Origin of the sequence: Pseudomonas sp. C8002, assembly GCF_013385765.1 — a bacterium.
Lineage (GTDB): Bacteria > Pseudomonadota > Gammaproteobacteria > Pseudomonadales > Pseudomonadaceae > Aquipseudomonas.
On record NZ_JACAPJ010000039.1, the window covers coordinates 1 to 17,581 of the forward strand.

Annotated in this window: 16 protein-coding genes; 6 read left to right on the forward strand and 10 right to left on the reverse strand. The window is 63.1% G+C overall.

Annotation, left to right across the window (positions count from 1 at the left end):
* The first annotated feature begins 198 nt into the window (after positions 1–198).
* The 6 genes from HX814_RS29095 to HX814_RS29120 all read left to right on the forward strand — a co-directional run bounded on the left by HX814_RS29095 (position 199) and on the right by HX814_RS29120 (position 7,202).
* A complete protein-coding gene (locus HX814_RS29095) occupies positions 199–1,125 on the forward strand; it encodes a substrate-binding domain-containing protein (protein ID WP_003215780.1) in 927 nt (308 codons plus the stop codon).
* Positions 1,126–1,188: 63 nt separating this feature from the next.
* Complete coding sequence (locus tag HX814_RS29100) at positions 1,189–2,697, forward strand: sugar ABC transporter ATP-binding protein (RefSeq protein WP_008430598.1); 1,509 nt, start codon at positions 1,189–1,191, stop codon at positions 2,695–2,697.
* Complete coding sequence (locus HX814_RS29105; RefSeq protein ID WP_003215773.1) at positions 2,663–3,655, forward strand: ABC transporter permease; 993 nt, start codon at positions 2,663–2,665, stop codon at positions 3,653–3,655. Before HX814_RS29100 ends, HX814_RS29105 begins: the two co-directional genes overlap by 35 nt.
* Before the next feature lie 69 nt (positions 3,656–3,724).
* The gene (locus tag HX814_RS29110; RefSeq protein WP_032898587.1) at positions 3,725–4,804 is read left to right on the forward strand and encodes an alcohol dehydrogenase catalytic domain-containing protein; all 1,080 of its coding nucleotides are present in this window, start codon (positions 3,725–3,727) and stop codon (positions 4,802–4,804) included.
* A 1-nt stretch (position 4,805) separates the two neighbouring features.
* A complete protein-coding gene (locus HX814_RS29115) occupies positions 4,806–6,338 on the forward strand; it encodes an FGGY-family carbohydrate kinase (RefSeq protein ID WP_177010114.1) in 1,533 nt (510 codons plus the stop codon).
* 138 nt (positions 6,339–6,476) lie between these two features.
* On the forward strand, positions 6,477–7,202 hold the full coding sequence (locus HX814_RS29120) for an SDR family oxidoreductase (RefSeq protein WP_003215767.1): 726 nt from the start codon (positions 6,477–6,479) through the stop codon (positions 7,200–7,202).
* Here the strand turns inward: HX814_RS29120 and HX814_RS29125 are convergent.
* From HX814_RS29125 to HX814_RS29170, 10 genes are all read right to left on the reverse strand, one after another.
* Positions 7,199–8,203, reverse strand: a complete 1,005-nt coding sequence (locus HX814_RS29125) for a LacI family DNA-binding transcriptional regulator (protein WP_003215765.1) — start codon at positions 8,201–8,203, stop codon at positions 7,199–7,201. The genes HX814_RS29120 and HX814_RS29125 overlap by 4 nt on opposite strands.
* Before the next feature lie 51 nt (positions 8,204–8,254).
* Positions 8,255–9,118, reverse strand: coding sequence for a LysR family transcriptional regulator (locus HX814_RS29130; RefSeq protein ID WP_177010115.1), 864 nt, complete (start codon positions 9,116–9,118; stop codon positions 8,255–8,257).
* A gap of 164 nt (positions 9,119–9,282) precedes the next feature.
* Entirely contained in the window at positions 9,283–10,686 is a 1,404-nt protein-coding gene (locus tag HX814_RS29135; protein WP_003215761.1) for an amidase, read from the reverse strand.
* Positions 10,683–11,954 carry a Zn-dependent hydrolase gene (locus HX814_RS29140; protein WP_134326235.1) on the reverse strand — a complete coding sequence of 424 codons (1,272 nt, stop codon included), beginning with the start codon at positions 11,952–11,954 and terminating at the stop codon, positions 10,683–10,685. Before HX814_RS29140 ends, HX814_RS29135 begins: the two co-directional genes overlap by 4 nt.
* Before the next feature lie 13 nt (positions 11,955–11,967).
* Positions 11,968–12,663, reverse strand: coding sequence for an ABC transporter ATP-binding protein (locus HX814_RS29145; protein ID WP_003215757.1), 696 nt, complete (start codon positions 12,661–12,663; stop codon positions 11,968–11,970).
* Positions 12,663–13,412, reverse strand: a complete 750-nt coding sequence (locus tag HX814_RS29150; protein WP_003215756.1) for an ABC transporter ATP-binding protein — start codon at positions 13,410–13,412, stop codon at positions 12,663–12,665. The genes HX814_RS29145 and HX814_RS29150 overlap by 1 nt, the downstream gene beginning before the upstream one ends.
* On the reverse strand, positions 13,409–14,419 hold the full coding sequence (locus HX814_RS29155; RefSeq protein ID WP_087694650.1) for a branched-chain amino acid ABC transporter permease: 1,011 nt from the start codon (positions 14,417–14,419) through the stop codon (positions 13,409–13,411). The genes HX814_RS29150 and HX814_RS29155 overlap by 4 nt, the downstream gene beginning before the upstream one ends.
* Before the next feature lies 1 nt (position 14,420).
* Entirely contained in the window at positions 14,421–15,281 is an 861-nt protein-coding gene (locus HX814_RS29160) for a branched-chain amino acid ABC transporter permease (protein WP_003215751.1), read from the reverse strand.
* Between the two features lie 67 nt (positions 15,282–15,348).
* Entirely contained in the window at positions 15,349–16,551 is a 1,203-nt protein-coding gene (locus HX814_RS29165; protein ID WP_177010116.1) for an ABC transporter substrate-binding protein, read from the reverse strand.
* A gap of 96 nt (positions 16,552–16,647) precedes the next feature.
* Positions 16,648–17,418: a FadR/GntR family transcriptional regulator gene (locus tag HX814_RS29170; RefSeq protein ID WP_008430577.1), complete on the reverse strand. Its 771-nt coding sequence runs from the start codon at positions 17,416–17,418 to the stop codon at positions 16,648–16,650.
* Positions 17,419–17,581: the final 163 nt, after the last annotated feature.

Here is a 17,581-nt window from a genome sequence, read left to right on the forward strand (position 1 = left end):
ACTTTTGCGCTTTTCAAAAGTGAGCCGCTGTAAGAGCGGAACCATAAGCGGCCGTTACCGCAGCAACGGATATGTCCACCACACCCGCCACCACCGATCAAACACCCCTTGCGACCCCCCAATTTCTTTGCTAGCTTCTTACAAAATGTTAACGATAACATTTGCTCTAAAAATAAAAACAAAACAGAGATCCCCACCATGAAAATGCTTCCGAAAACCCTGTGTTTGTTGGCTCTGAGCATCAATCTTGGCACCGCTGGCCTGGCACTGGCCGACACCAAACCCGCCCCCATCCGCATCGGCGCGTCCTTCCAGGAAATCAACAACCCTTACTTCGTCACCATGAAAGACGCCCTGCAGGAAGCCGGGGCGACCATCGGTGCGCAGTTGATCATCACCGACGCCCGCCACGACGTGTCCAAACAGGTCAGCGACGTCGAAGACATGCTGCAAAAGGGCATCGACATCCTGCTGATCAACCCCACCGATTCCGTCGGCGTGCAATCAGCCGTCAAATCCGCCCACGCCGCCGGCGTAGTCGTGGTCGCCGTCGACGCCCAGGCCGAAGGCCCACTGGACTCCTTCGTCGGCTCGAAGAACTTCGACGCCGGCTTCCAGGCCTGCGAATACCTGGCCAAGAACATCGGCGACAAGGGCAATATCGCCATCCTCGACGGCATCGCCGTGGTACCGATCCTGGAGCGCGTGCGCGGTTGCAAGGAGGCCGTGGCCAAGCACCCGGACATCAAGATCGTGAGCATCCAGAACGGCAAGCAGGAACGTGACCAGGCGCTGACCGTCACCGAAAACATGCTGCAGGCCCAGCCCACCCTCAAGGGCATTTTCAGCGTCAACGACAACGGTTCCCTCGGCGCACTCTCGGCCATCGAAGCCAGTGGCCTGGATGTCAAGCTGGTGAGCGTCGACGGCGCACCGGAAGCGATCAAGGCCATCCAGAAACCCGGCAGCAAATTCATCGCCACCTCCGCGCAATACCCCCGTGACCAGATCCGCCTCGCCCTGGGCATCGCCCTGGCCAAGAAGTGGGGCTCGCAAGTACCGGCCACGATCCCGGTGGACATCACCCTGATCGACCAGGCCAAGGCCAAGGATTTCAGTTGGTAAAACACCCAGGCCCCACGCCAGGCGTGGGGCACAGGTCATCCATCTGAATATGAGGTCGGCGGTATGAGCAGTCTTCTGAAGCTGGAAAATATCTGTAAGCGCTACCCGGGGGTGCAAGCCCTCAAGGCGATCAACCTGGAAGTGCAGCGCGGCGAGATTCATGCCTTGCTCGGGGAAAACGGTGCAGGCAAATCGACCTTGATGAAGATCCTTGGCGGGGTCGAGCACCAGGACGAAGGGCAGATCCTGATCGACGGCGAGGCTCGGCAGTTCGCGACGTATCGTGATGCGATTGCCGCCGGCATCGGCATTGTGTTCCAGGAATTCAGCCTGATTCCCTACCTCACGGCGGTGGAAAATATCTTCCTCGGCCATGAGCTGAGCAACCGTTTTGGCCTGTTGCGCAAGCGCGAAATGGTCGAGGCCAGCGAGGCGTTGTTCAAGCGCCTCGGTGTCAGTATTGACCTGCAATGCGCGGTCAGGCACCTGAGCGTGGCCGAGCAGCAATTCGTCGAGATCGCCAAGGCGCTGGCCCTGGACGCGCGGCTGCTGGTGCTCGACGAACCCACCGCCACCCTCACGCCGAGCGAAGCCGAGCTGCTGTTCGAAATCATGCGTGAACTCAAGCGCCAGGGGGTGGCGGTGATTTTTATTTCCCACCACCTGGAGGAGATTTTCCAGGTCTGCGACCGCATCAGCGTGCTGCGCGACGGCGGCAATGTGGGCGTCACCGATGTGGCCGACAGCGATATCGACCGCCTGGTGGAAATGATGGTCGGGCGGCGCCTGGAGTGCAGTTTTCCGCCCAAGCCCACCGCCGCACGCGGGCCGCTGCTGCTGGAGGTCAAGGACATCCAGTTGGTGCGCAACGGCCCCCATAACCACTTTGAATTGCACAAGGGCGAGATTCTCGGCTTTGCCGGCCTGGTGGGTTCCGGGCGTACCGAATTGGCGCTGGGCATGATGGGCGCGCTGCCGTCGGTGAGCAAAGACGTGTGGCTGCGGGGTGAACAAATCACCCTCGACGACCCGGCCCAGGCCTTGGCCCATGGCATCGGCCTGCTGCCGGAAAGCCGCAAGACCGAAGGGCTGATCACCGATTTCAGCATTCGCGAAAACATCTCCCTCAACAACCTGCCCAAATACCAGAACGCCAGCGGCCTGATCGACAAGGACAAGGAATGCGCCAGCGTTGAAGCGCTGATGCGCCAGCTGTCGATCAAGGCCCCCAGCGGCGAGAGCCGGGTGTTCAACCTCAGCGGCGGCAACCAGCAGAAAGTCGTGATTGCCCGCTGGATCAACCATCACTGCGACGTGCTGGTGTTCGACGAACCCACCCGTGGCATCGACGTCGGTGCCAAGGCACAGATCTACGCACTGATGCGCAGCCTCACCGAACAGGGCTACGCAATCATCATGATTTCCTCGGAACTGCCGGAAGTCATCGGCATGTGCGACCGCGTCGCGGTGTTCCACAAGGGCGCCATCGTCAAGGTACTGGAAGCGTCTGCCGTCAATCCTCAAGAGGTCATGCGCCATGCAACAGGGGGCTCAAGTGAATACGTCCATTAATGCCGTGGGGCCTGGCCGGCTGCGCCTGAACCTGGCGCGGCTGATTCGCTCACCGGCGTTCTATCCCTTTGTCGGGCTGCTGGTGGTGACGTTGGTGATGATCTTCGCCAGCGATAACTTCCTGACGGCCAACAACCTGTCGAACATCGCGCGCCAGGTGTCGATCAACGCGATTATCGCGGTGGGCATGACCTGCGTGATTCTCACCGGCGGCATCGATTTGTCGGTGGGGCCGGTGATGGCGTTGTCCGGCACCTTGACCGCCGGCTTGATGGTCGCAGGCTTGCCGCCGGGCCTGGCGATTGGCGCCGGGATGCTGGTCGGCGTGGCGTTCGGCATCGGCAATGGCCTGTTCGTCGCCTACCTGCACATGCCGCCGATCATCGTCACCCTGGCGACCATGGGCATCGCCCGCGGGTTCGGCCTGATGTACACCGACGGCTATCCGATTTCCGGTTTGCCGGAGTGGTTCGGCTTCTTTGGCCGCGAAAGCCTGTTCGGCATTTCGGTGCCGATCCTGATCATGTTGGTGACGTACCTGGCGGCGTATGTGCTGCTGCAACACACCCGCATCGGCCGCTATATCTACGCGATCGGCGGCAACGAGGAAGCGGTACGCCTGTCCGGCGTGCGGGCGGCGCGCTTCAAATTGCTGGTGTATGGCATCAGCGGTTTGACCGCCGCGATTGCCGGGCTGGTGCTGACCTCACGCTTGATGAGCGGCCAGCCGAATGCCGGGGTGTCGTTCGAACTCGATGCGATTGCCGCGGTGGTCCTGGGCGGCGCCTCGATTGCCGGTGGGCGCGGGGTAATCGTCGGCACCTTGCTCGGCGCCATGCTGCTGGGGGTGTTGAACAACGGCTTGAACATGCTCGGGGTCTCGCCCTATGTCCAGAGCGTGATCAAGGGCGGGATCATTTTGCTGGCGATCTTTATCAGCCGTCAGCGCCACAAGTAAACCGGTTATCTCCACGCGGCCATGGTGGCCGCGATGGGTTCTCTCATGCTCAAGAAAGGTCCGCACATCATGGAAAAGCACAACCAAATGCAAGCCGTCGTCTGCCACGGCCCGAAAGACTACCGCCTGGAACGCATCAGCAAACCCCAGGCGCGGGTCAATGAACTGGTGATTCGCATCGCCGCCTGCGGCATCTGCGCCAGTGACTGCAAATGCCACTCGGGCGCCGCGATGTTCTGGGGCGGCGACAACCCGTGGGTCAAGGCCCCGGTGGTGCCGGGGCACGAGTTCTTTGGCTACGTGGTGGAAGCGGGCGAGGGCGCCGAGGAGCACTTTGAGGTGAAGGTCGGCGACAAGGTGATCGCCGAGCAGATCGTGCCATGTGGCAAGTGCCGCTTCTGCAAGTCCGGCAAGTACTGGATGTGCGAGGTGCACAACATCTTCGGCTTCCAGCGTGAAGTCGCCGAGGGTGGCATGGCCCAGTACATGCGTATTCCCAAGACTGCCATCGTGCACAAGATTCCGGAGTCGGTGTCCCTGGAAGATTCGGCGCTGATCGAGCCGATGTCCTGCGCGATTCACACCGTCAACCGCGGTGAGATCCAGCTGGATGACGTGCTGGTGATCGCCGGTGCCGGCACCCTGGGCCTGTGCATGGTGCAGGTGGCAGCGCTAAAAACGCCGAAGAAACTGGTGGTGATCGACATGGTCGACGAGCGCCTGGAACTGGCGAAGCAGTACGGTGCCGACGTAGTGATCAACCCGTCCCGGGATAACGCCCGGGAGATCATCAATAGCCTGACCGACAACTACGGCTGCGACGTGTACATCGAAACCACCGGCGTACCGGCGGGCGTTACCCAGGGCCTGGATCTGATTCGCAAGCTCGGCCGGTTTGTCGAGTTCAGCGTGTTTGGCGCCGAGACCAGCGCCGACTGGTCGATCATCGGCGACCGCAAGGAGCTGGACGTACGCGGTGCGCACCTGGGGCCGTATTGCTACCCGGTGGCCATCGACTTGTTCGAGCGTGGCCTGGTGACGTCCAAGGGCATCGTGACCCATGACTTCGGGCTGGACAGCTGGGCCGAAGCGTTTGAGCTGGCCAACTCGACCAAGTCGATCAAGGTGCTGCTGAAGCCGGTGCTCTGACATGAACTACGTAATGGGTGTGGACATCGGCACGCAAAGCACCAAGGCGTTGCTGGTGGATGCGGACGGCCTGATCATCGCCCAGCACAGCCAGGGGTATCGCGTGGATACCCCGAAAGTGCGCTGGGCCGAGCAGTGGCCGCAGGTCTGGCTGGATGCGGTGGAGGCCTGCGTCGCCCAGTGCATGGCGAAGGCCGGCGTGGCGAAAGAGCAGGTCAAGGCGCTGTGCATCAGCAGCCTGTATGGCGGCTCCGGAATTGCTGTGGACGCGCAGATCACGCCGCTGCACCCGTGCCTGATCTGGATGGACCGGCGCGCGGGCGAGCAAGTGGAGTGGGTGCGCGAGCATGTGGACCTGGAGCGGCTGTTTGCGGTCACCGGCAACTCGGTGGACAGCTACTACGGTTTCACCAAGATGCTCTGGCTCAAGCAGCACCAGCCGCAGGTGTGGGCCAACACCCGCTACCTGCTGCCGCCCAACAGCTACATCAACTGGTGCCTGACCGGGGAGTTGGCGGTGGACCACAGCAGCGCCGGCAATATCGGTGGCGTCTACGATGTGGCCCGGCGCGGCTGGTCGGCCGAGATGCTGGCGGCGCTTGGGATTCCGTTGGCGATGATGCCGGAGCGTTTGCTGTATTCCGGTGAAGTGGTCGGTGGTTTGCTGGAGGAATGGGCCCGGCGGCTGGGCTTGCAGGCCGGCACGCCGATCCTGGCCGGGGGCGTGGATGCGGCCATGGCCACATTGGCGGCCGGGGTGACGCGGCCGGGCAATCACGTGGCGATGATTGGCACCAGCATGTGCTGGGGTTATCTCAATCAGCAGGTGGATGCGCGCCATGGCCTGGTGAGCATGCCCCACGTCTATAACGGCCATCAGGACCTGTACATCTTCGGTGGTGCGATCACCGCCGGGGCGTCGGTGAGCTGGTTTCGCGAACAGTTCTGCCAGGCTGAGGAGCAGCAGGCGAAAGAGACTGGCCAGGACAGTTTGTGGCTGCTGGAGCAGAGCGCCGCGAAGATCCCGGCGGGCAGCGAAGGGCTGTTGTTCCTGCCGTATCTCATGGGCGAACGCAGCCCGGTGTGGGATGACCGCGCCAGCGGCAGCTTTGTCGGGCTGAACCTGTATCACAGCCGGATCCACCTGTACCGCGCAGTGCTCGAAGGGGTGAGTTTTGCCCTGCGGCACAATATCGAAGCGGGCACCCGTGGGGCGCATTCCCTTGATCCACGGCTGATTGTGGTGGGTGGGGCGAGCCATTCGGATTTGTGGATGCAGATTATTGCGGACATCACCCACTTCCCGGTCTACACCATTGTGCAAGAGGTGGAGGCGGCCATGGGCGCGGCGTTGTTGGCGGCCCATGCGGTGGGGTTGGTGGATGACCGGCAGATGGAGAAAGGTTGGGTGCAGTTGGAGCTGCGGGCGGAGCCGGAGGCGGGGAATGTCGGGGTGTATGACCGGGCGTTTGCCAGCTATCTGGAGCTGTATCCGGCCTTGAAACCGGTGATGCACAGCTTGCAATTGAATTAAGCGAACACTGATCCAAATGTGGGAGCGGGCTTGCTCGCGAATACGGTGTATCAGTGCCGGATTTATTGCCTGACCCACCGCATTCGCGAGCAAGCCCGCTCCCACATGGGATCTCCATCGTTTTAGAGATCGTGAACCATGAACGCTATTTTTGACTTCACCAAGCAGCGCATCCTCGTCACCGGCGCCAGCAGCGGCATCGGCCGGGAAATTGCCCTCCAACTGATCGCCAGCGGCGCCCAGGTGTTTGCCCTGGGCCGCGACGCTCAGGCCCTGGCCCAGCTCGGTTGCGAAACCCTGTGCCTGGACATCGCCAACAGCGCCGCCCTGGACCTGGCCCTGCAAGGCCTGCCGCCGATGCATGGACTGGTCAACTGCGCCGGCATTTCCCGCCTGGAACCCGCCGCGGCCATCAGCGCCGAAGCCTTCGACCAGGTGATGAATGTCAACGCCCGCGCCGCGGCCCAGGTCGCCAGCCGTATCGCTGCGGCGATGATTGAAGCGAAGATTCCCGGCAGCATCGTCAACGTCTCAAGCCAGGCCTCACTCGTGGCGCTGGACGATCACCTCGGCTACTGCGCCTCCAAGGCCGCACTGGACGCCATCACCCGCGTGCAATGCGCCGAATGGGGCCGCTTCGGAATTCGCGTCAACAGCGTCAACCCCACCGTCACCCTCACGCCCATGGCACAGATGGCCTGGTCGGCGCCCGCCAAGCGCGACCCGGCATTGGCGGCGATTCCCCTGGGGCGATTTGCCGAAACGGCGGAAGTGGCCCTGCCGGTGTTGTTCCTGCTGAGCGATGCCGCCAGCATGATCAGCGGCGTCAGCCTGCCGATCGACGGCGGCTACACCAGCCGCTAGCCGTTCTCCAGCTTGCCGGCGATCACCACCTTGTCCCGCGGTTTGTGCGGGTCTTCGAGACGGTCCAGCAGCAGCCGCACCGCGCTGCTGCCGGCCAGTGACGCGTCGTGGGCCACGCAGGCAATCGGCACGCCGAAGATATCGGCAAAGGGCAGGCGGTCGATGCCGCAGATGGTCAGGCTGTCATGGGGGATGTTGTGCATGCGCAGCGCACGCAGCGCGCCGAGGGTGATCAACTGGTTGAAGCCCATGATCGCGTCCGGCGCCGAGTGCTCGGCCAGGTAGTCGAGGGTGTGCAGGTAGGAGGGCATCAGCGTGTAGTCACCGGCACACACTTCAACGTGCACCTGAGGGTGCTCGGCAAGGACTTCTTTCAGGCCCTTGAGGCGTTCCATGGTGATGCGCGAATGCTCGGGCCCGGTCAGCACCAGCAGGCGCTTGAGGTTCGGGGTTTGCCGCACCAGGTACTGCGCCGCCTCGATGCCGCTGTGATAGTTGTCCAGCACCACACGGCTGAAGGGGCTGTCGTGGATCGTGCGATCGAGCAGCACCACCGGCGTCTTGCCGTTACCCAGGCGCTCCAGATAGTCCGGCTGGTAGCTGGGCTCGTCGGAGACCGGCGACAGGATGATCCCCGCCACGCGGTAGCCCAGCAGTGTGTCGACTGCCTTGCTTTCCAGTTCTTCCAGTTCGTCGGTATCCACCAGCATGATGGTGTAGCCGTGCTTTTTCGCCTCGCGGGAAATCGCCTTGATCATCTCGCTGTAGAAGGGGTTGTCGACCGAAGCGGTGATCACGCCGATGATCAGGCTTTCACTGCGCTTGAGCCCGCGGGCAAAGGCGTTGGGCACATAGTCCAGCTCCCGCGCCACTTCGAGAATCCGCGCCAGGGTGGCGGGCTTGACCAGGTCGGGTTTGCTCAGCGCCCGGGACACCGTGATGGTGGTCATGTTGACCCGTTTGGCGATGTCGCTGATGGTGACGGACTTTTTCTTGTTCATCGGCAGGGGGGAACCAGGAGAAAACAACCTGAGGCTACCATGGGCACGGCTTCAAATCACCGGATCCCAGCGCTGCGACCAATCCTTTTCGGCCTCCACCACCGCCCGCAGCAACCCCAGCGCCTGCTGCAAAACCGCCGAGTCGCGCTCGCGGGAATACACCAGGTACGTCGGGAAGCTGAACTCCGGCGCCTTGGGCACCCGTTCCATCACACCGTTGTCGAGGTAGCTCTGTACCACCCGCGTGCGGAAATACCCGGCACCGCCGTTTTCCAGGATGTACTGCAACGCCAGTGGCCCCAGATTGAAACTCAGGGCTGCGCGGGCCTTGTCCGGCAGTGCGGCGTCGTGCTGCTGGCGAAAGCCCTGGCCCCAGTCGATATACACGTAGGGCTCGGGCCGGGCGGCCAGTTGCACCAGGATCAGTTTTTCTTCCAGCACCTGCTCCACCTGCAACCCCGGCCAGTATTGCGGCTGGAACACCAGCGCGGCGTCCAGCACCCCCAGTTCCAGCTGGCGCAACAAGTACTCGCCTTCGCGAATCTCGGTGCGCAGGGCATGGCCGGGAATGTGTTCCCGCAAGGCCTGGGCCCAGCCGAGCATCAGCGGGTTGCACAGGCTGACTTCGCCACCGATGTGCAGCACGTTGCGGTAGCCGTCGGGTAATGGCAGGTCGCGGCGTGCGGCTTCCCAGGTCTGGACAAGCTGGTTGGCGTAGACCACGAACGCCTCGCCGTCCGGGGTCAGGCGGGCACCGGCGCGGTTGCGCACGAACAGGGTGCTGTTGAGCTGGCTTTCGAGGTTTTTGACCCGGGCGGTGATTGCCGTCTGGGTGACGTGCAGTTTCTCGGCCGCCGCGGCGAGGCTGCCGCAGCGGGTGATTTCGAGGAAGGTGCGTGCCAGTTCGATGTCCATAAGGGCCCCTTGGAGAATAGGGGTCATTGTAGGGGCTGATGACTGGAATGCGGGCAAAAAATGTGGGAGCGGGCTTGCTCGCGAAGGCGGTGTGTCAGTCAAGATATCCGGTGACTGACACACCGCCTTCGCGAGCAAGCCCGCTCCCACAGTTTGATTGCATTTCAAGTTGGGGTTTTGGGGGCTTGCAGGTGCTCGGTTGGAAAAGCCTTGGCATACGCCTGGCAAACTCTCAGCACCTGCTCATCCGCAAACCGCGCCCCCACCACATGCAGCCCCACCGGCAACCCATTGGCCGCCAACCCGCACGGCACCGACGCCGCCGGTTGCTGGGTCAGGTTGAAGGGATAGGTAAACGGCGTCCACTCCATCCATTCCCCTAGTCCCGAACCCGGCGGCACATTGTGCCCGGCCTCGAACGCGGTGATCGGCATCATCGGCGAAACCAGCACATCGTAATGCTCATGGAATGCCGCCATGCGCGCCACGAGCGCTGCCCGTGCTTCCAGCGCAGCGCTGTAATCGCTGAGGCTGATCTGCTCGCCCAGTCGGGCAATGCGCAGCAACCCCGGGTCCATCAATTGCCGCTGCGCATCGCTCAACGGCCCGGCCAGGCGTGCTGCACCGGCAAACCATAAAGTATTGAACACCTCCAGCGGATCACTGAACCCCGGATCAATCTGTTCAACCTGCGCGCCCAGCTGCACCAGGCCTTCTACCGCCTGGGCGACCACCCTGGCCACTTGCGGGTCCACATCGACATAACCGAAGTTCGGGCTATAGGCGATACGCAGCCCCTTCAAATCAGCCCCGGCGTGCAACCATGGCGTGGTCCGGGGCGCGCCGATCAAACCATCCCGCGCATCCGGCTGGGCGATGGTTTGCAGCATCAGCACCGAGTCTTCCACGGTGCGGGTCATCGGCCCCAGGTGCGACAGAATCGTCATCGAACTGGCCGGCCATTGCGGCACATAACCGAAGGTCGGCTTGATGCCGAAGGTGCCGGTGAAGGCACAGGGGATCCGGATCGAGCCGCCGGCATCGCTGCCCTGGTGCAGCACGCCGAGGTTCAAGGCCGCCGCCGCACCGGCACCACCGGACGAACCGCCCGCCGTCATGCGCGTGTCCCACGGGTTGCGGGTAATGCCATACAGCGGGTTATCGGTGACGCCTTTCCAGCCGAATTCCGGTGTGGTGGTCTTGCCCAGCAATACCGCGCCGGCCTTGCGCATGAAGGCCGAGAAGGGCGCATCCACATCCCATCGACCCTCGGCGGATGTGGTACGCGAACCCTTGCGCGTCGGCATGCCGATGGTCTGCGTCAGGTCCTTGATGGAGGAGGGCACACCGTCCAGGGCCCCGCACGGCTGGCCCTTGAGCCAGCGCTGTTCCGAATCCCGCGCCGCCTTCAAGGCGCCTTCCGGGTCGACGTGGCAGTAGGCGTTGACCGCCGGGTTGTAGCGTTCGATCCGCAGCAATGCGTCTTCGGTGACCTCCACCGGCGACAGGCTTTTATCCCGATAGCGGGCCAGCAGCTCAACTGCGGTCAGGTTGGCGATATCCGTCATGCCGCTTTACCTCCTTGCGCCGCGTTGACCATGGCCCGCAGCAACACCGCGCAGCCCGCCGCCAGGTCATCCGGCGCGGCGTTCTCGATTTCGTTATGGCTGATGCCGCCTTCGCACGGCACAAAGATCATTCCGGCCGGGCCCAGTTCGGCGACGAAGATCGCGTCATGCCCGGCGCCGCTGACGATGTCCATATGGCTCAGGCCCAGGCTGCTCGCGCCATCACGCACGGCGTTGACACAGGCAGGGTTGAAATCCAGCGGCGGGAAGTCGGCAGTGGGTGTCAGCTCAAAGCTCAAGCCGTGTTGCTCGGCGGTGGCTTCGATCACCTGGCGCACTTCGTCGACCATCGCTTGCAGCTTGTCGGCGTGCAGGTGGCGCAGGTCGATGGTCATGTGCACCTGGCCGGGAATCACGTTGCGCGAGCCGGGATGCAGGCTCAGGCAACCGACGGTGCCGCAGGCATGGGGTTGTTGTTCGTGGGCGATGCGATTCACCGCGCTGACCACCTGCGCCGCGCCTACCAGTGCGTCCTTGCGCAGGTGCATTGGCGTCGGGCCCGCGTGGGCTTCGACGCCAGTGAGCGTCAGGTCGAACCACTTCTGGCCCAGGCAGCCCATGACCACGCCGATGGTGGTGGCCTGGTCTTCCAGCACCGGGCCCTGCTCGATATGCGCCTCGAAATAGGCGCCCACCGGGTGGCCCAGCACGGCGCGGGAGCCGGCGTAGCCGATGCGCTGCAATTCAGCGCCCACCGACAGTCCTTGCTCGTCCTGTTTGTCGAGGGTTTCCTGCAGGTCGAACTTACCGGCGAACACCCCGGAACCCATCATGCACGGCGGGAATCGCGAGCCTTCTTCGTTGGTCCACACCACCACTTCAATTGGCGCTTCGGTCTCGATGTTCAAATCATTGAGGGTGCGGATCACCTCCAGGCCGGCCATCACGCCGTAGCAACCGTCGAACTTGCCGCCGGTAGGCTGGGTGTCGATATGGCTGCCGGTCATCACCGGCGCCAGTGCCGGATTACGCCCGGCACGGCGGGCAAAGATATTGCCGATGGCGTCAACGCTGACGCTGCACCCGGCGGCTTCGCACCATTGCACGAACAGGTCGCGGGCCTGGCGGTCGAGGTCGGTAAGGGCCAGGCGGCACACGCCGCCTTTGGGTGTGGCGCCGAGGCGGGCGAGGTCCATCAGCGATTGCCACAGGCGCTCGCGGTTGATCAGCGGGGCGTTGCTCTGGAGCGGTTGCGCAAAACTATTCATCAGCAGTCTCCGGTCAGGCACTCAGGGCCAGGTAACGGTTCTTGATCGTCGGGTCGGCGCGGAAGGCTTCGGCACTGCCTTCGTACACCACGCGGCCCTGTTCGAGGACGTAATGGCGGTCGGCGAGCTTGTCGCAGACCATCAGGTTCTGTTCCACCAGCAGCACCGGCAGGCCGTCTTCCTTGACCTTGCGCAGGATCTTCACCAGCTCGTCGACGATCACCGGCGCGAGGCCTTCGGTGGGCTCATCGAGGATGAGCAGCTTGGGGTCGTTGAGCAGCGCGCGGGCGATGGCGAGCATCTGTTGCTCACCGCCGGACAGCGCGTGGCCGGCGTTTTTACGGCGCTCCCTGAGGCGCGGGAACATGCCGTACACGTCTTCCATCTGCCAGCGGCTGGTCTTGCGCACGGCAATGCGCAGGTTTTCCTCCACCGTGAGCAGGCGGAAAATCCCGCGGTTCTCCGGCACCAGCGCCAGGCCCTGGCGGGCGATTTCGAAGATTTTCTGCCCCACCAGCGGCTGGCCGTTGAAGTGAATCTGGCCCTGGCGCGGGCAGATGATCCCGAGGATGCTGCGCAGGGTGGTGGTCTTGCCGGCGCCGTTGCGCCCCAACAGGGTCACCAGTTCGCCAGGGTTGACGGTCAGGGACACGCCTTCAAGGACGTGGCTCTTGTCGTAGTAGGAGTGGATATTGTCGACGGTCAGCATCAGGCGGCTTCTCCCAGGTAGGCGGTGCGCACGCGCTCGTCGGCGCGCACGAATTCCGGTGTGCCTTCCACCAGGATCTGGCCGTGGCTCATCACGGTGATGCGTTGGCTGATGGACATGACGATGCTCATGTTGTGCTCGATCAGCAGCACGGTATGGTCGCGGCCGAGGTCGCTGATCAGTTGGGTCATGATCGGGATGTCGTCGATGCCCATGCCCGAGGTGGGTTCGTCGAGCATCAGCAGCTTGGGTCTGGAGCAGATCGACATGCCGACTTCCAATACCCGCTGCTGGCCGTGGGACAACTCGCCGGCCAGGGTGTCGGCGCGGGCGGTGAGTTGCAGGCGTTCCAGCACCTGGTCGGCCATTTCCAGGTGTTCGCGCTTGCTGTCGACCCGGCGCCAGAAGTTCAGCGCGCGGGCGCCGTCGCGACCCTGGGCGGCCAGGCGCAGGTTTTCGCGCACGCTGAGGTTCTGGAACAGGCTGGTGAGCTGGAACGAGCGCGCCATGCCCAGGCCGACGCGGCCGTGGGCCGGTTTGCGCATCAGGTTCTTGCCGTCGAAATGAATTGCCCCGGCGGTGGCCTGGCGTTCGCCGGTCAGGCAGTGGAACAAACTGGTCTTGCCCGCGCCATTGGGACCGATGATGGTGTGGATGGTGCCGGCTTCGACCTTGAGGTTGACGCCGTTCACCGCGTGGAACGCACCGTAGGCCAGTTCCAGGTTCTTGGTTTCCAGCAGGATGCTCATGACAGCTTCTCCTTGGTCACAACGTCGGCCTTGCGGCTGCCGCGCACACGGTCGAACAGGGTCGACAGACCGCCCCACAAACCGCCGCGCATGAAGATCACCACCAGGATCAGGATCACCCCCAGCAGCATCAGCCAGCGCGGCCACAGATCGGAAAGGAAGTCCCCCAGCAGCACGATGGAACCGGCGCCCAGCAACGAGCCGAACAGCGAGCCGGTGCCGCCGACGATGGTCATGATCAGGATGTTTTCGGACATCGCCAGGTCGATGTTCGACAGCGGCACAAAGTGCAGCAGCATCGCGTACAGCGCCCCGGCAATCCCGGTGACGGCGCCGGACAGTACGAACACCAGGATCTTGAAGTGGCGGGTGTCATAGCCGATGGCCGAAGCGCGGGTTTCGTTTTCGCGAATCGCCATCAGCGTGCTGCCGAATGGCGAGGCGATCACCCGGCGGGCGCCGATGAAGATCAACAGGAACAGCACCGCGACAAACCCGTAGAACGCACGGGCATCGGTGAGGGACAACAGCACCGTGTCACCGATGCGGATTTCCGGGCGCGGCACGCTGAGCAGGCCGTTGTCGCCGCCGGTCCAGTCGCTCAGGGTGTAGGCGACGAAGTAGGCCATCTGGCTGAAGGCCAGGGTCAGCATCACGAAGTAAATGCCGGTGCGGCGGATCGCCAGGGCGCCCACCAGGAAAGCCAGGAAACCACCGGCGACGGCGGCACCCAGCAGTGCGCTGAACAGCCCCAGTTGCAGGTGAATCATCAACAGCGCCGCGCAGTAGGCGCCGGCCCCGAAGAAGATGCCTTGGCCGAACGACAGCAGCCCGGTGTAACCCAGCAGCAGGTTGCAGGCGAGGGCGGCCATGGCAAATATCAGGATCTCGGTGGCCAGGGTCGCCGAGGGCAGAATCAACGGCAGGCCGATCAATACCACGAGCACCAACAGCAGCATGTAGCGCGACTGGGTCTTGGCGAACGGCAGGGGATTTTTCTCGCTCATGTCAGGCTCTCCCGAACAGGCCGTAAGGACGCACCAGGATCACCACGGCCATCGCACCGTAGATCATCAGGCTCGCGCCCTGGGGCCAGAGTGTGGTCATCAGGCTTTGCACCACGCCGACCAGCAGGCCGCCCACCAGTGCACCGCTGAAGGAACCCATGCCGCCAATCACCACCACCACGAACGCCACGCCGAGGATTTCCGGGCCGACAAAGGGCTGGGCGCCGCGCAACGGGGCGAACAGCACACCGGCCACACCGGCGAGGGCCACGCCGAGGGCGAAGGTCATGGAGAACAGGCGGAAAATGTTGGTGCCCAGCAGGGACACGGTTTCCGTGCTTTCACTGCCGGCCCGCACCAGGGCGCCGAAGCGCGTGCGTTCCAGCAACAGCCACAGGCCCAGGCCGACGAGGCCGGAGAACACGATCAGGAACAGGCGGTAGTAGGGGTAGACAAAATCGCCCACCACCAGCACCCCGCGCAGCAATTCCGGTACGGCGACGCTCTTGCCCACCGGGCCCCAGATCATCACGCTGGCTTCCTGGATGATCAGGGCAATCCCCAGGGTCACCAGAATCTGGAACATGTGCGGCAAGTGATAAATCCGCTGGATCAATAATCGCTCGATCACCCAGGCCAGCGCGGCCACCACCAGCGGCGCAATCAGCAGCGCCAGCCAGAAGCTGCCGGTGAGGCTGACGGCGGTGTAGCAGATGTAGGCACCCAGCAAAAAGAACGCACCGTGGGCGAAGTTGACGAAGTTCAGCAGGCCGAAAATGATCGTCAAGCCGACCGCGATCAGGAAGTAGATCATCCCAAGGCCCAGGCCGTTGAGAATCTGGAACAGGTAAAGATTAAGCATGCAGGAACCCTCGGCAGGCGGCCGCATGAGCGGCCCTGCGCTGTGTCACCAGTAGATTTTCAGCGGATCAGCCGAGCACGCAGCCCGTGGCTTCCACCGGCGGGAACGACTGGCCGGAGCTGAGCACCTTGGCCAGATCGTCCTTGTCGGCCATGTCGCCTGCGGCCTTGCCCACCAGCAGGTAGTAGTCCTTGATCACCTGATGGTCGCCGGCGCGGATCGACTCCTTGCCGGTGGGGCCTTCGTAGCTCAGGCCCTGCATGGCCTTGGCCACGGTCGGCCCGTCGAAACTGCCGGTGGAGATGATGGTTTCGAGCATGACCTTGGTGCTGATGTAGTCGGCGGCCAGCGGGTAAGTGGGGTTGATGCCGTATTTGGCCTTGGTGAGTTTCACCAGGTCACGGTTGAGCGGGGTGTCGACCTGATGCCAGTACTGAGCGCCGAGGTACACACCTTCCAGTACGTCACTGCCCAGCTCCTGGAACTGGTCGAGGCCGGCGGACCACACCAGCAACACTTTCATGCGCTCCTTGATACCGAAGTTCACCGCTTGGCGCAGGGTGTTGGACGACTGGCTGCCGAAGTTCAGCAGTACCAGCACATCGGGTTTGGCGGCGATGGCATTGGTCAGGTAGCCGGAGAACTCCTGCTCCTGCAGCGAGTGGTAGCTGTTGCCGGCGTGTTCCAGGCCATGCTCGGCCAGCACCGATTTGGCGCCTTCGAGCAGGGCTTCGCCGAACACGTATTGCGGGGTGATGGTGTACCAGCGCTTGGCGTCGGGCAGCAGCTTGATCAACGGCACGAGGGTCTCGCGGATCGCGCCGTAGGTCGGCACCGACCAGCGGAACGTGGCGCTGTTGCAGTCCTTGCCGGTGACTTCATCGGCGCCCACCGGGGTCATGAACACGCCACCGGCCTTGCTCACTTCCTTGGCCACTGCGAGTGCCGAAGACGACAGGGTACAGCCTTGGAAAAAGCGTGCGCCGTCCTGCTGGATCGCTTCCTGGACTTTACGCACGGCCTTGCCGGCGTTGCCTTCGGTGTCGATCACTTTGTAGACCAGCGGGCGGCCGAGCAACTCGGGATACTGTTCCACCGCGAGGCGTGAACCCATGTCGGCAAATTTGCCATAACTGGCAAAGGCGCCAGACATGGACTTGAGGCCGTAAAAGGTAAAAGGCTCGGCGGCGAATGCAGAACGCACGCTCAGCGGGAGGCTGAGGGCGGCGGCTGCGGTGAGACTGGCTTTCAACAACGTACGACGCTGCATGGGGTGACTCCCTGGATTAGTTATTGGCAGGAGTGGCAATGGCGATACGGTGGAGCACGGCCTGTGGGCAGGCCTTTTATTGGTGGAGGGTGCGGCTTAGTGGTTGTGGTCGAACTCCAGCAGAAAGTGCGGGCTGACTTCACCTTCAAGGGCGGTCATGTGGTGTTCGGCGTCGCACATGTGTTCGTGCATCAGGCTGCGTACGGTGGCTTCGTCTTCGGCTCGGAAGGCGATCAGCAGTTGTTTGTGGTAGTCGAGGTTGGCGGCGTCGAATTGCTTGCGCTTGGGTTTGTAGGCTTTTTTCAGGACGACCAGGTCGCGCAGCAGGTCGTTGAGGAATTGCGCCATGAAGCTCAGCAGCGGGTTGGGGCATGCCTTGGCCAGCAGGTTGTGGAATTCGAGTTCGGCGATGCGTTGTTCGCGTTGGCCGGCTTCGCTGTCTTCGGGGGCGCTGCAGAAATCGACGTTGTCCTGGAGGGCGCGGTAGTCGTCTTCGCTCAGGCGGCCCAGGACCGAGACGGCGAGTTCGACTTCGATGACTTTGCGCAGCTGGTAGACCTGTTGGCCGTCCAGGTGCTGGAAGTGCAGGTAGTTGCGCAGGGCGCGGCTGGCGGGTTCGGTGCCGGCCTGGTTGAGATAGGCGCCGCCGCTCGGGCCGGTGCGGGTGTTGACCAGGCCTTCGACTTCCAGCGCCTTGAGGGCTTCGCGGGCGGAGCCTTTGGAGCACTGGAAGCTTTCCATCAGTTCGCGTTCGGTGGGCAAGCGGTCGCCGGGCTTCAGGGCGTCGGTGACGATGGAGCGTTTGACCGACTCGACGATCACGTCGGAGAGCTTCTGGCGTTTGCGGCGCAACGGGCGGCTTAGCATGGTGTTTGATTGATCCTATTAATGCGGATTAATAGTACTTAATAGGGGTTTGGGGTGGGGCGTCAACGGAGGGGGTCGCTTTTGGTTTGGATGGGTCGTAAATGGTGGGGGTGTGCATATCCGTTTCTTCGGTTATGGCTGATATTGGTTCCGCTCTTACAGC

Bases quoted from the DNA above. Each gene is read 5' to 3' on its own strand.
- HX814_RS29120 (WP_003215767.1), top strand. From the start codon at position 6,477: ATGAACGCTATTTTTGACTTCACCAAGCAGCGCATCCTCGTCACCGGC.
- HX814_RS29140 (WP_134326235.1), bottom strand. From the start codon at position 11,954: ATGAATAGTTTTGCGCAACCGCTCCAGAGCAACGCCCCGCTGATCAAC.
- HX814_RS29160 (WP_003215751.1), bottom strand. From the start codon at position 15,281: ATGCTTAATCTTTACCTGTTCCAGATTCTCAACGGCCTGGGCCTTGGG.
- HX814_RS29115 (WP_177010114.1), top strand. From the start codon at position 4,806: ATGAACTACGTAATGGGTGTGGACATCGGCACGCAAAGCACCAAGGCG.
- HX814_RS29145 (WP_003215757.1), bottom strand. From the start codon at position 12,663: ATGCTGACCGTCGACAATATCCACTCCTACTACGACAAGAGCCACGTC.
- HX814_RS29105 (WP_003215773.1), top strand. From the start codon at position 2,663: ATGCAACAGGGGGCTCAAGTGAATACGTCCATTAATGCCGTGGGGCCT.
- HX814_RS29125 (WP_003215765.1), bottom strand. From the start codon at position 8,203: ATGAACAAGAAAAAGTCCGTCACCATCAGCGACATCGCCAAACGGGTC.
- HX814_RS29155 (WP_087694650.1), bottom strand. From the start codon at position 14,419: ATGAGCGAGAAAAATCCCCTGCCGTTCGCCAAGACCCAGTCGCGCTAC.
- HX814_RS29110 (WP_032898587.1), top strand. From the start codon at position 3,725: ATGGAAAAGCACAACCAAATGCAAGCCGTCGTCTGCCACGGCCCGAAA.
- HX814_RS29150 (WP_003215756.1), bottom strand. From the start codon at position 13,412: ATGAGCATCCTGCTGGAAACCAAGAACCTGGAACTGGCCTACGGTGCG.
- HX814_RS29170 (WP_008430577.1), bottom strand. From the start codon at position 17,418: ATGCTAAGCCGCCCGTTGCGCCGCAAACGCCAGAAGCTCTCCGACGTG.
- HX814_RS29165 (WP_177010116.1), bottom strand. From the start codon at position 16,551: ATGCAGCGTCGTACGTTGTTGAAAGCCAGTCTCACCGCAGCCGCCGCC.
- HX814_RS29100 (WP_008430598.1), top strand. From the start codon at position 1,189: ATGAGCAGTCTTCTGAAGCTGGAAAATATCTGTAAGCGCTACCCGGGG.
- HX814_RS29135 (WP_003215761.1), bottom strand. From the start codon at position 10,686: ATGACGGATATCGCCAACCTGACCGCAGTTGAGCTGCTGGCCCGCTAT.
- HX814_RS29095 (WP_003215780.1), top strand. From the start codon at position 199: ATGAAAATGCTTCCGAAAACCCTGTGTTTGTTGGCTCTGAGCATCAAT.
- HX814_RS29130 (WP_177010115.1), bottom strand. From the start codon at position 9,118: ATGGACATCGAACTGGCACGCACCTTCCTCGAAATCACCCGCTGCGGC.